Raw genomic sequence first — 13,249 nt, 5'->3', positions numbered from 1 at the left:
ATGCTTTGAGAAAAGCGAGGCATTTACCAGCCAATAAAAAGCATATTGAAAAGGTGCAGTATTTTGGTTTTTTTCATACAATAGTCGCCACCTTAATATCGGTGTCGATCATGACGAATACGCAAACTGATTTTTTAGCAGAAGAATTTTTACTGGATTATTATGTCGGTAAAAGCCCCTTGGTGCGTTTACAGCGTTTAGCGAGTCATACTCAAGCCACGGTATTAGCAAAATTAGAAGGCAACAATCCTGCTGGATCAGTGAAAGACCGTCCTGCTTATAACATGATTATCCAAGCTGAAAAGCGTGGACAAATTAAGCCTGGTGATACTTTGATTGAAGCAACCAGTGGAAACACAGGTATTGCACTTGCGATGGTTGCGGCAATGCGCGGCTATAAAATGAAACTGATCATGCCAAACAATATGAGCCAAGAGCGTAAAGACGCAATGTCTGCGTATGGTGCTGAGTTAATTGAAGTGACTCAGAAACAAGGTATGGAAGGTGCTCGTGATCTCGCGATGCAAATGCAAGCTGAAGGTAAGGGCTTGGTGTTGAACCAGTTTGGTAATCCAGATAACGTGGAAGCACATTATCTCACGACAGGTCCTGAAATTTGGAAACAAACAGGTGGGAAAATCACCCATTTTGTAAGCTCAATGGGAACTACGGGTACCATCATGGGTGTTTCCAAATATTTAAAAGAACAAAATCCTGATATTCAAATCGTAGGCCTACAGCCGTCTGATGGTTCAAGTATTGCTGGAATCCGTCGTTGGCCAGAAGAGTACTTACCAACTATTTTTGATCGTAGTCGAGTTGATCGTATTATAGATATTCCACAAATTGAAGCTGAGCGAACTATGCGTAAGCTCGCCCGCCATGAAGGTATCAGTGCTGGTACATCATCGGGTGGTGCAGTGTGGGCATCTATTAAAATCGCAGAAGAAAATCCTGACGCAGTGATTGTATGTATTATCTGTGATCGCGGTGATCGTTACTTATCAACGGGATTATTCTCCGTACAAGATTAAAATCTCTGCCTAGCTCCTCTCTTTGAAAAAAGAGAGGTTGGGAGGGATTGAGCGAGATTCCGATGAACTTACGTTTTCCAATTTTAGTTTTTGATATTGAAACACTCACCGATCTAAAGGCAGGGGCTCACCTTTATCATTTAGATTTAACTGATCATGATGTGGAGCAAGCGCTTACAAAAATTCGTCGTCAAGAATCTGGTATGGATTTTCAGCGACTTCCATTACATGAGATCGTTTGTATTTCAGGATTATGGATTGATGAGAAAGGATTTCGACTTTTTTCATTTAGTCAGGAAAGTAATTCAGAAGCAGAAATGTTAACTAAATTTTTATCAATTTTTGATAAAAAACAGCCTACGTTGATCAGTTGGAATGGTTCGCAATTTGATTTGCCCGTTATTTTATTTAGGGCGATGTATCATGGTTTATCTGCTCCAAGTTTATTTGATCAAGGCGAAATTGATAATCAGAAGCGGTATAATAACTACCAAAATCGTTATCACCAGCGTCATGTAGATTTGATGGATGTGATGGCGATGTTTAATGGTCGCAATTTCCAGAAGCTTGATGATATTGCCTGTTTACTTGGCTTCCCAGGCAAGCGTGGTGAATCAGGTTATCATGTACCAGAGTATGTGCGCTCGGCACAGTGGTTGAAACTGACCAGTTATTGCGAAGGCGATGTCTTAAATACATGGTTGGTTTATTTGCGTTGGTTATTGTTGAAAGGTCAATTAAATCAACTTGATCATCAACAGTTGATTCAATCAACTATTGATTATTTACAAACTCAAACGCAACAGACAGAATTTTTACAGGTATGGCAGCAGACATCGCAATATACTGTATTCACCGCAGATACGTTTGCGCAAAAAAATTAGGTTGATCTTTTGAAGCATAAAGCAAAAAAACGTCCCGTTCACCATCCGATTTACACCTTCGATATTGAAGCTTTTTCACACGAAGGGCGTGGTATAGCGCACTATGGAACACATCCTGACCATCCTAAAGAAAAGCATGGTAAGAAAGTGTTTGTTCGTTATGCTCTGGTGGGTGAGACGGTAAAAGCAAAAATTACCAACCAAACCACACGTTTAGAAGAAGCGGAAATGATCACACTAGAAAGTGATGCTTCGGAGCAACGAGTTGCACCTGTGTGCGCACATTTTGGTGTGTGTGGTGGATGTAGTTTGCAACATATTCATCCAGATCAACAGATAGTGTTAAAGCAAAATGTATTGAAGTCACATTTAGAACATTTTGCCGGTTTACAACCAGAAGAATGGTTAGCTCCAATTCGTTCGGTCAAAACAGATTATCGTCGCCGTGCTCGCATTGGCGTGCGATATATTCCAAAACAAAATCGACTAGTGATGGGGTTTCGAGAACATCATAGTAACCATTTGACTGATATACAGCAATGTAAGGTCTTAGATCAGGTTTTGTCAGATGCGTTGGTAGAACTAAAAACTTTACTCGAAAGTCTAACAGGCAAAGCCCACATCGGTCATATAGAATTGGCGATGGGTGATGATGAGGTCGCGTTATTAATTCGTCACTTGGATGAATTAAATGTGTCGGATGTCAACCAATTGCGTCAATTTACGTTACTCAAGGGATGGCAGTTATACTTTCAACCAAAAGGTATAGACAGTTTGCATCGAGTTGACGATGAACATGCACCTATGCGTTTACATTATAGTCTTGAGGATTTTAAGGTGAAGTTTGCATTTTCGCCTTTAGATTTTACTCAAGTGAATAGCCATGTGAATGAGCGTATGGTTCAGTTGGCATGTGAATTGCTTGATTTGAAAGAGGGTGAGCGAGTACTTGATCTGTTTTGTGGGTTAGGTAATTTCTCTTTACCTTTAGCACGCTGTGTTGGTGAAACGGGTCGAGTCATCGGTGTTGAAGCAAGTGATGAGATGGTTGAACGAGCAACTGAAAATGCGCAAGCAAATTATTTGACTCAAGCCAGCTTCTTTTCACAAGATTTAACAAAAGACTTTTCGCATCATTCTTGGGCAAAGCAAGGATTTGATGCATTATTAATTGATCCTCCACGATCAGGTGCTTATGAGGTTATGCAATACGTACTTAATTTTGGAGCGAAAAGAATCGTTTATGTTTCATGTAATCCTTCGACACTGGCAAGGGATGCAGGTGTACTGGCACAATATGGCTATCAACTTAAAAAAGCGGCAGTGATGGACATGTTTACCCATACTGAACATGTTGAGTCAATTGCCTTATTTGAAAAAATTGAACAGCTTGAAAAGACCCAAGAGATAAACGATTAGAAAATGAGTTACATATCCAGAGGAGAATGGTATGGTCACAGTACGTGAGCAGTTACCTGGACGACTTCACGAGTTGTCAGAGGAAACGACTGTAGAACATGCCGCTGAAGCGCAAAGTGGTCTAGTCTCATGGTTAGATCGAGTGCGCGATATCTTGGGTGGGGCAGAGTTAAAGCAACTACAAAAAGTTGCGCAACTTAGCTTAGAAAAAGAGTTAGAAACAACGGTGAATCATCGTAGCAATACCTTTAGTACAGGTATTGGTATGGCGGATATTTTGGCACACTTACATGTTGATGAAGATACCCTTTCGGCAGCTGTCTTATATCGTAGTGTACGTGAAGGCCTGATTACTTTAGAAGATATTCAACAACAATTTGGAGAGCAAGTGTTGAGCCTTGTAAAAGGTACGCTTGCAATGGGTAAGCTCTCTGAGTTGATCGAAAAAAATAAACGTTTAGAAGATCATTTTAATAACAATCAGCGCGAACACCTGAGTGGCATTTATAAAATGCTGATCTCAGTGACGGAAGACGTTCGTGTTGTACTGATTAAGCTTGCTGAGCGTACTTATGCCTTACGTGAATTGGCGACTGCAAGTAAAGAGCGTCAAGAGCGTGTAGCACGAGAAATTCTAACGATTTATTCGCCTTTAGCGCATCGCCTAGGGATTGCTCAACTCAAGTGGGAACTTGAAGATCTTGCATTCCGATATTTAGCGCCAGAGCGATACAAAGAAATTGCTTCTTTGTTGAATGAAAAGCGTTTAGAGCGCGAACAATATATCCAATTCGTGATTGATAAACTCAAAACTGAATTAGCAGAGCATGATATCCAAGCTGAAATTAGTGGTCGAGTAAAACACATTTATTCGATTTATCGCAAAATGAAAAGCAAGAACCTTAGCTTTGATCAGTTATATGATATTCGTGCTGTTCGAGTTTTGGTTAAGGGAGTTCCTGACTGCTATCACGCTTTGGGTATTGTGCATCAGTTGTGGCGTCATATTCCAAATCAGTTTGATGATTATGTGACCAATCCTAAGGCAAATGGCTATCGCTCTTTGCATACGGCTGTGATTGCTGAGAATAAGTCACTTGAAGTACAAATCCGTACGTTTGAAATGCACAATGAGGCAGAATTAGGCGTATGTTCGCACTTTAACTATAAAGAAGGTGCGAAGAATACCGATCATTCATTTAATGATCGCTTACACTCTTTGCGTGCAGTGCTTGAACATTACCAAGAACGTACTGAAACAACACCACATGCCGAAGATGATGAGTCTAATGGTATTGATCATATTCAAGATTTTGAAAATTTTGAAAAGATTTATGTGTTCAGTCGTGATGGGGATATTAAAGAATTACCCCGTGGTTCGACTGTTTTAGATTTTGCTTACCATGTGCACACTGAAGTCGGTAACAAGTGTTATGCTGCACGTGTTAACCAGCGTTATGTTCCACTTACTTATACCTTGAAAACAGGTGAGCAAGTTGAAATTTTAACGAAGAAAGATCGTGAACCTAATCGTGATTGGTTGGTGAATTCTTTAGGTTATATTAAAACCGCTCGAGCAAGAGATAAGTTACGTCACTGGTTTAGACAGCAAGATCGTAGTAAAAATATTGAAGTTGGACGTGAGTTACTCAATAAAGAGTTGGCGCGTTTAGCGATTCATCCAAAGAGTATTGATCTAAAAGATTATTCATCACATTTCAATTTGAAATCTGGTGATGATATTTTAGTGGCTTTGGTGAGTGGTGATATCAGTCTACATGCATTGATTAATCAAGTTAATCGTCAAATGCATCTAGATCAAGATGAGCCTGAATTAGTGCTGAAACCAGCATTGAATCCACGTGCAAGCCATACTTTATCTGCGCATGGGATTTTGATTGATGGTTTGGATAACGTAGAACTGCATATTGCACAGTGCTGTCAACCTGTTCATGGTGAGTCAATTGGTGGTTATATCACTTTAAATCGTGGTGTAAGTATCCATAAAGTGGCTTGTCCTGATTATATTCGTATGACGACTCAAGAGACTGAACGAGCAGTTGAGGCGGATTGGGAAATGCAGCCAACACGAGGGCAGAGTGTTCAAATCGTGGTGGAAGCGTATGATCGCCGTGGTTTACTGAAAGATCTCACACAGGTGATTTTCTCAGACCAAATTAATATTCGTCAGGTCAATACGATTTCTGAGGCAGATGGTATCGCCAATATGAAACTCTTGATTGAAGTTAAAGGTTTGGCGCAATTGTCTCGGTTATTAGCTCGTTTGGAGCAACAACCAGGGATTATTAGCGCTAGGCGTTTGGTTCAAGGAAGCTAAATTAATAAAAAGCTGCATGTAAATGCAGCTTTTTTTGTATTAGCGCTTCGATAAGAAAATATTGGTGAGTCGATTTAAAAATTGTGGGCTTATACTCGACAATTGATACATCAGTTTGGTTTTGATGCCTACAGGCGTATGTGTCGGAATTAAAGCATGATCTTTTTGTTGTGCCAAATGTAATACTTGTTTGGCAACATCAGCAGGGGTTAAATCAACGCCGATATTTTGAATACTACCTGCATCCATATTCTTCACCATATTGGTTTGAACGAATAAAGGCATGACATCAAGTACACGAATATTGTACTTTTGCCATTCGACATCTAATGCTTCAGTTAAACCACGAACGGCAAACTTACTTGCGGAATATGAGGCTAAATCTGCTTGACCATAAATTGCTGAAGCAGAGGATAAATTGATAACACGAGCAAATCTTGCCTGTTGCAAATGATTTAAAGCCGTATGACAGCCATTTATAACGCCTTTGACATTGATATCAATGGTGTGATGGTGTGATTGGATATCTGTTTTTTCAAATGGTCCTGAATACAAAATTCCCGCATTGTTGACTAAAATATTGAGTTCACCAGCCCAGTTTCTAAACTCTTGTAAAGCGATTTGCCATTGACGGTAATTGCAGACATCGAGGTAACCAGCCTTAGCATTCTCACCCAATTCGGTGGCTAATTGCTCAGCAAGTTCTTGGTTAATGTCATAAATTCCAACTTTATAGCCATTCTTATGGAATAAACGTGCGATTTCAGCGCCAATTCCTTGTGCAGCACCACTGATAAAAACACTAGCTTGCATTGCTGTCCTTTATATTGATATTTCTTGAGTGGGTGTATATTACGCACATGCGGCTTTATGCTGCAACAATTTAGCGGTTTAGGTTTGAGGAGATCATCATGGAAAAATTATTAAAGATCATGCAGGAATTAAGACAAAAATGTCCATGGGATCAACAACAAACACCTGAAAGTTTAACTCGTTATGCAATTGAAGAGGCTTATGAGGTCGAAGCTGCCATACGTGAGGGCAATATTGATGAGATTCGAAATGAATTGGGTGACTTGCTGTTGCAAGTGGTGTTTCAATCACAAATGTTTAGTGAGAAAGGGGCATTTGATTTTAACGATGTGGTAGATGCAATCAGTGAAAAGTTGATACGTCGTCACCCACATGTTTTCCAAGCAGATCAGTTTAAAGATTTGAGTTCAGACCAAGTAAGTGAATTGTGGAAGCAAATTAAGCAACAAGAAAAAAAAGATAAAAGTGTATCTAGATTAGATGAAATCAAATATGCTCCAGCCTTGGTTCAAGCACAAGAGGTTCAAAAGAAAGCAGCGCAGCTTGGTTTTGATTTTGAAACGGTGACTGATGCTTATGCGAAATTAGAAGAAGAGTTAGGAGAGTTGCAACAAGCAATTAGAAATCAAAAAAATGATGAAATACAAGAAGAATTCGGAGACTGCCTATTTTCTTTGATCAACGTTGGCCGTAAACTTGGGCAGTCGAGTGAGATGGCATTGTTGGCAACAATTTATAAATTTAGAAGCCGCTTTGCTTATATTGAACAACAAGCACAACGACAAAATAAAGACTTGCAAGAAATGAGTTTGGCAGAAATGGATGAACTCTGGGAGCAAGCAAAACGACAATTAAAAACTGAGGGGAAAACACATGATTTTGTCGCAGCCACGCAGCAGACATAATCTATTTATACTGATTTTACTATGGGTTGGGTGTTATACAAGTGGTTATGCGCAGCAATTTGATCAATCTTATGAAAAGTGGAAAGCTCAACAGCAAGCGCGTGACCAGCAGTTAGCTAAACAGCCCAACAATAGTTACTATTTATCAAGACCTAGTCAGCAAAACACCAAACAATTTTCATCTTCTGTAAATATTCAGTCAGATAAAATTAGTTTGAATCAGGCAAATCTAGAACAGTTACAAACTTTGAATGGAGTGGGACAGAAAAAAGCTCAAGCAATCATTGAATACCGCCAAAAGAAGGGTGGTTTTAAAACAATAGATGAATTAATGAATGTAAAAGGAATCGGGCCAAAACTGCTTGAGAAGAATAAAGCAAAGCTCATACTTTAAGATTCAATAGGGAAAAAGTCGCTAATCTGAGCAATTGATCTGTTGAAACTTCAACAGAATAAATTGCCCTTTGTGTGTGTTAGAGCTATGATTAGCGACAAAATGTTATTTACGTCCTGACGTAGGAGACAGTGTCTTTTGCAAACTTTGCGCGCGTCAAAATGTGGTTTGTCCACAACTCAACTACCACCTTCAATTCTTGATGTAATTGATAGCCTCACTAAAGCAGGTTATGAAGCTTATATCGTCGGTGGTGGTGTTCGCGATATGATGCTTGGTCTTAATCCTAAGGATTTTGACGCAGTTACCAATGCTACACCAGCTCAAGTTAAAGAGGTTTTTGGTCGACGTTGCCGTATTATTGGTCGACGATTTGAGCTTGCACATGTTTATTCTGGTCGAGAATTAATTGAAGTTGCGACCTTCCGTGCACCGCCTAAAAAAGCAGTAACCAGTGCTTCTGGTATGATCTTACGAGATAATAACTGGGGAACGATTGAGCAGGACTTTGCTCGCCGTGATTTCTCAATTAACACTTTATATTATCAACCACGTAAAGCCATCGTTCTAGATTTTTGTCATGCAGTTGATGACATTAAAACACGTACATTACGATTTCTTGGGGAACCAGCACAGCGTTTCGAAGAAGATCCTGTAAGAATGCTACGTGCCTTGCGTTTTGCTGCAAAATTAAACTTTCAAATTGATTCTTCGATCTTAGATGTATTTAATCCTGAGATGACGCAATTGTTGCGTGATGTCTCTCCGCATCGTTTATATGATGAATCTCAAAAATTATTTACGATGGGACACCTGAACCGTGTTCTACCGATGTTGATTGAGTTTGGTGTTTGGAAGCAATTGTTTGCTGAAATTCCACCGAACATCACTGCTTTTATCGAGCATGCAGCTAGAAATACAGATCAGCGTATTCAAATTGGCAAAACTATTAATCCTGCATTTTTCTATGCGGTATTGTTATGGAAACCGTTTTTAGAGCGATGTGATTTTTATTTAAATAAAGGGATGGTTCCTGCAGAGGCTCGCGCACAAGCAGGTTTGGATGTTTTAAAACGTCAAGCGACTCGAACTATTATTCCTCGTTTTGCTGAAACTTTTATTCGTGAAGTTTGGGAAATGCAGACACGTTTGCTCAATCCAAAACCGCAACAAATAGAAGCCCTAGCAGGTCATGCACGTTTTCGCGCAGGATTTGATTTCTTATTGCTTCGTGAGAAGTCTGGTGACACAAGCACAGATGGTATGGGTGTTTGGTGGGAAAACTACCAAGAGATGTCAATTGATCAAAAAGAAGCGGTCATTCGTCAATATAATCGCCAACGTACAAAATCAAGACGTAAGCTTGCTGAAGTTGATGATGTAAAGACTACTGAAATTGAACCTTTGGTGAATGTACCTGAACCTAAAAATCGACGTGCTAAAAAAGAGCGTGTTAGAACAGATGATTCGGTCAATCGTTTTATTGAGAAAGCTTCAACTGATTCAAATTTAATTCATGCTGATCATCCGATTTTGAAACGTAAACGTGTAAAACGTGATTTAGCAGAAGTTGTTTTTGGACCGACGCAATGACGATTCGTACTTATATTGGTTTAGGTTCAAACTTAGGTGACTCAAAACACATTCTTGCAGAAGCAGTTTTGAAATTATCAAGTTTGGGTACTGTTCAAGTCTCTAAACTATATCAAAGTCCACCGATGGGACCGCAAGATCAGCCTCATTATCTGAATGCTGTGGTTCAGTTAGATACAGAATTGTCGCCACTAGATTTGCTTGATCAATTGCAACAGTTTGAGAAAGATGCTGGACGTATTCGTTTACGTCATTGGGGAGAGCGGACTCTTGATCTGGATTTACTGATTTATGGACAAGAGCAGATACACAATGAGCGTTTGACCGTGCCACATGTTGGTGTGTTGGAGCGTGATTTTGTCGTGATTCCATTATTAGATTTAGATGATCATTTACAAATAAATGGTCATTCTTTAAGAGATTTAGAACTTTTACAGCAAGCAAATTTGACTGTAATCGCAGATCAATCTTGGGCAAATGCTTAAGATTCGTCTGTTCTGGAAATGCCTGTAGAGGACACCATCATGATTAGTCTAAGTGACTTAAGAAAGTTTAAAGCCGAAGGACGCAAGTTTTCATGTCTAACTTGTTACGATGCAAGTATGGCTAAAGCAATGGAACTGGCTGAAATCGATACGATTTTAATCGGTGATTCTCTCGGAATGGCGATACAAGGACGGGACTCAACCCTTCCTGTAACAGTAGAAGATATGGCTTACCATACTGCTGCTGTTCGTCGCGGTAATTCGCATGCTTTGATCATGACTGATTTGCCATTTATGAGTTATGCGACACTTGAAGATGGTTTGAAAAGTGCAAAAGCTGTGATGCAAGTTGGCGCGCAGATGGTCAAGATCGAAGGTGGTGCATGGTTAAGTGAATTGGTTCAAGTGCTTACACGTAATGGTATTCCTGTTTGTGTACATTTGGGTTTAACACCTCAGTCTGTACATGTTTTTGGCGGTTATAAACTACAGGCGAGAACACGTGAAGCAGCTGATCAATTGATTGCAGACTGCCAAGCTGTAGTTGATGCTGGCGCAGCAGTTTTATTGCTTGAATGCGTACCTGCACAACTCGGTAAAGAAATTGCTGAATTATTTCCAAACACACCTGTGATTGGGATTGGTGCAGGTAATCAAACCGATGGTCAAGTGTTGGTTGTACAGGATATGCTTGGTTTAACATTTGGACGTGTTGCACGTTTCGTCCGTAATTTTATGAAAGAACAATCAGGTGAAACAGCAATCCTAGATGCTTTTAAAGCTTATCATGCTGCTGTACAAGATCAGTCTTTCCCAGCTAAAGAACATACTTTCCAAGTTGAGCTGTAATTCATGAAAACAGAAACAACAATTCAAGGCTTAACTGCGTCTCTTTCACCTGCGCGTGCTGCAAAAAAAATGATTGGTTTCGTACCAACCATGGGGAATTTGCATGAAGGTCATTTGACCTTAGTTCGTGAGGCAAAGAAGATTTGCGATGTCGTTGTCGTAAGTATTTTTGTTAATCCAACCCAGTTTGGTGTTGGAGAAGATTTTGATAGTTATCCGCGTACACTAGAACAAGACAGTCGTTTATTGGCTGATGTTGGTTGCGATATTATTTTTGCGCCTTCTGTTGAACAAATGTATGGTTCACAGCCACGTTTAACTAACATTAGTGTTGGTCAGATTACTGACGATTTATGTGGTAAATCACGTCCAGGACATTTTGATGGTGTTGCGGTTGTCGTGACTAAATTATTTAATATTGTTCAGCCAGATTATGCATTTTTCGGGCAAAAAGACTATCAGCAACTTGCTGTTATCCGTCAATTAGTTCAAGACTTGAATATTCCACTTGAAGTGATTGGGGTGCCAATTGTTCGCGCTCAAGATGGTTTGGCTTTAAGCTCTCGTAATGGTTATTTAACTGAAGAGCAACGTGCAACAGCACCGAAGATTTATCAGCTATTGAAACAAGCTGAGCAAGATCTCCATGAAGGTAAAGCCTTGTCAGCGGTTTTGGCTACAATCTCGGATCAGTTGACTCAAGCAGGTTTTGTTGTAGATTATGTCGAGGCTCGACAGCCAAATTTACAGCCAATTGAACAGTTTACTCAAAACTTAGTTCTGTTTGTTGCTGCAAAACTTGGCTCGACACGATTGATTGATAATTTACAAGTCGAATATAAAACATAAAACTATAAAAGGGCAAAATGCCATGAAGCGTATTCTTATCGTTACAGGTCAGTCAGGCTCAGGGAAATCTTCAGCATTACAAGTGCTTGAAGATCTCGGCTATTATTGTATAGATAACTTACCCTTGGCATTATTGCCTGAGATTGTGGCAAAACTAGATCATGAGAATAATTTGGAGCAACTTGCCTTAGGTGTTGATATCCGAAGCACTCGTGCAGATATGCAAGAGTTCGATCATGTCTTCGAGCAGTTAAAAAGACATGGTTCGGTTGATGTTATTTATCTGACGACTCAAGATCAAGATTTGATAGCGCGTTTCAGTGCATCACGACGACCACATCCTTTAGCGAGTCGTTTTAATAGTCTGTTGCAATGTATTCAAGAAGAAAAGCAACTGCTTATTCCGATACAATTTCGCTCTACAGTTCATATTGATACCACAGATAAAAGTGTTCATGATTTAAAACATATTTTATTGTCAAAATTAGGTCAGTCAGATAATTTGATTGTGATCTTGCAATCTTTTGGTTATAAGCACGGAATTCCTTTAGATGCTGATTATGTATTTGACGTAAGACATTTACCAAACCCGCATTGGGATTTAGAATTACGCCGTCTGTCTGGCTTAGATGAGCCAGTCCGTCAATTTTTAGAAAGTAATCAGCAAACCAATGAGATGTTTGCTGATATTTATGCTTTTCTTGAAAAGTGGTTGCCTGCCTTTGCTGAAGGGCATCGCCATTACATGACCATATCTGTGGGTTGTACTGGTGGGCAACATCGTTCCGTTTATATTGTGGATAGACTCAAAAAGGCTCTTGAGGCAAAATGGGCTGTCCAAATTTTACATAGAGAAATGAAGCACTGGTCATGATAGACATAACGATTGATGTAATTAATAAACTCGGCTTACATGCACGTGCTTCTGGTAAACTCATCGAAGTCACCACAAAGTTTCGCTCTTCTATTCAGATTGGGAAAGGCGATAAATTGGTTGATGCAAAGAATATTATGTCATTGTTGATGTTAGGTGCAGGTAAAGGCACGACTTTAAGATTAGTGATAGACGGTGCTGATGAAGATAAAGCACTGGAAGAAATTCAAACGCTGTTCGCAGCAAAATTTTATGAGGCAGAGTAATAGTGGCACGTGGTACCCAGCGTTATACCGATGAGGATTTTGAATCATTAGAGGGACGTGCGAGTAGAACCGAACAGAAAAAAGCTGTGCAACGTATGGCAGCTTTAGGTGAGCAATTGGCTCAATTAAATGTAAAACAGATTCAAAAACTTCCTGTTGATGAGCGTTTGATTGATGCGTTGCTTGAAGTGCAAAAGATTAGCTCTTTTGAAGCACGTCGTCGCCAGTTTCAGCGAATCGGTAAACTCTTGCGTAATGAAGATGAAAGTACCATTTTGTCTTATCTTACCCCTCAACAAGGCGCTAAAAAGCAAATGCAATTGATGCGTTGGGTTGATCGTATGATTGATCAAGGTGACCCAATCATCAATGAATTTAGTAAGGTTTTTAATGCTTCGGAAAGACATACTTTACGCCAACATGTTCTGCGTATTCATCGCGATATTAAGCAGCAAGTGAGTGAAGAAGAACTTGAGGCATCAAAGCGTAAATTTGTGAATTATGTCCAGCAAGTAGCACTATTATCGGATCAAGGTTAATTCAAAA

Annotated in this window: 14 protein-coding genes; 13 read left to right on the top strand and 1 reads right to left on the bottom strand. The window is 39.7% G+C overall.

The genetic code is table 11. The features are described 5' to 3' along the window. Positions 1–110 precede the first annotated feature (110 nt). The 4 genes from cysM to F948_RS05105 all read left to right on the top strand — a co-directional run bounded on the left by cysM (position 111) and on the right by F948_RS05105 (position 5,675). Positions 111–1,034 (top strand): cysteine synthase CysM, encoded by a 924-nt coding sequence (gene cysM / locus F948_RS05120; RefSeq protein WP_004955667.1) that lies wholly within the window; start codon positions 111–113, stop codon positions 1,032–1,034. A gap of 62 nt (positions 1,035–1,096) precedes the next feature. Then, on the top strand, positions 1,097–1,918 hold the full coding sequence (locus F948_RS05115) for a 3'-5' exonuclease (RefSeq protein WP_004960726.1): 822 nt from the start codon (positions 1,097–1,099) through the stop codon (positions 1,916–1,918). Between the two features lie 9 nt (positions 1,919–1,927). Then, the gene (rlmD, locus tag F948_RS05110; protein WP_004960724.1) at positions 1,928–3,337 is read left to right on the top strand and encodes a 23S rRNA (uracil(1939)-C(5))-methyltransferase RlmD; all 1,410 of its coding nucleotides are present in this window, start codon (positions 1,928–1,930) and stop codon (positions 3,335–3,337) included. A gap of 31 nt (positions 3,338–3,368) precedes the next feature. Continuing rightward, a complete protein-coding gene (locus tag F948_RS05105) occupies positions 3,369–5,675 on the top strand; it encodes a RelA/SpoT family protein (protein WP_004960720.1) in 2,307 nt (768 codons plus the stop codon). A 39-nt stretch (positions 5,676–5,714) separates the two neighbouring features. Here the strand turns inward: F948_RS05105 and F948_RS05100 are convergent, their stop codons facing one another. Then, on the bottom strand, positions 5,715–6,488 hold the full coding sequence (locus F948_RS05100) for an SDR family oxidoreductase (RefSeq protein ID WP_004960717.1): 774 nt from the start codon (positions 6,486–6,488) through the stop codon (positions 5,715–5,717). 98 nt (positions 6,489–6,586) lie between these two features. Here F948_RS05100 and mazG point away from each other — a divergent pair, with 98 nt between their 5' ends. From mazG to yjgA, 9 genes are all read left to right on the top strand, one after another. Beyond that, a complete protein-coding gene (mazG, locus tag F948_RS05095) occupies positions 6,587–7,393 on the top strand; it encodes a nucleoside triphosphate pyrophosphohydrolase (RefSeq protein ID WP_004960714.1) in 807 nt (268 codons plus the stop codon). Continuing rightward, the gene (locus tag F948_RS05090) at positions 7,362–7,787 is read left to right on the top strand and encodes a ComEA family DNA-binding protein (protein WP_004906696.1); all 426 of its coding nucleotides are present in this window, start codon (positions 7,362–7,364) and stop codon (positions 7,785–7,787) included. The genes mazG and F948_RS05090 overlap by 32 nt, the downstream gene beginning before the upstream one ends. A 138-nt stretch (positions 7,788–7,925) precedes the next feature. Beyond that, the gene (gene pcnB / locus F948_RS05085) at positions 7,926–9,380 is read left to right on the top strand and encodes a polynucleotide adenylyltransferase PcnB (protein ID WP_004960711.1); all 1,455 of its coding nucleotides are present in this window, start codon (positions 7,926–7,928) and stop codon (positions 9,378–9,380) included. Next, positions 9,377–9,865 (top strand): 2-amino-4-hydroxy-6-hydroxymethyldihydropteridine diphosphokinase, encoded by a 489-nt coding sequence (gene folK / locus F948_RS05080; RefSeq protein WP_004960709.1) that lies wholly within the window; start codon positions 9,377–9,379, stop codon positions 9,863–9,865. Before pcnB ends, folK begins: the two co-directional genes overlap by 4 nt. A 39-nt stretch (positions 9,866–9,904) precedes the next feature. Then, on the top strand, positions 9,905–10,714 hold the full coding sequence (panB, locus tag F948_RS05075; protein ID WP_004906704.1) for a 3-methyl-2-oxobutanoate hydroxymethyltransferase: 810 nt from the start codon (positions 9,905–9,907) through the stop codon (positions 10,712–10,714). Between the two features lie 3 nt (positions 10,715–10,717). Then, complete coding sequence (panC, locus tag F948_RS05070; RefSeq protein WP_004960706.1) at positions 10,718–11,563, top strand: pantoate--beta-alanine ligase; 846 nt, start codon at positions 10,718–10,720, stop codon at positions 11,561–11,563. Positions 11,564–11,585: 22 nt separating this feature from the next. Continuing rightward, the gene (rapZ, locus tag F948_RS05065) at positions 11,586–12,437 is read left to right on the top strand and encodes an RNase adapter RapZ (protein WP_004906708.1); all 852 of its coding nucleotides are present in this window, start codon (positions 11,586–11,588) and stop codon (positions 12,435–12,437) included. After that, complete coding sequence (locus tag F948_RS05060; protein ID WP_004960701.1) at positions 12,434–12,703, top strand: HPr family phosphocarrier protein; 270 nt, start codon at positions 12,434–12,436, stop codon at positions 12,701–12,703. The genes rapZ and F948_RS05060 overlap by 4 nt, the downstream gene beginning before the upstream one ends. A 2-nt stretch (positions 12,704–12,705) precedes the next feature. Then, positions 12,706–13,242 carry a ribosome biogenesis factor YjgA gene (gene yjgA, locus F948_RS05055; protein ID WP_004955693.1) on the top strand — a complete coding sequence of 179 codons (537 nt, stop codon included), beginning with the start codon at positions 12,706–12,708 and terminating at the stop codon, positions 13,240–13,242. Positions 13,243–13,249: the final 7 nt, after the last annotated feature.

The sequence above is a fragment of the Acinetobacter junii CIP 64.5 genome (assembly GCF_000368765.1).
Taxonomy (GTDB): domain Bacteria; phylum Pseudomonadota; class Gammaproteobacteria; order Pseudomonadales; family Moraxellaceae; genus Acinetobacter; species Acinetobacter junii.
This window is presented reverse-complemented; position numbering and strand designations above follow the sequence as displayed.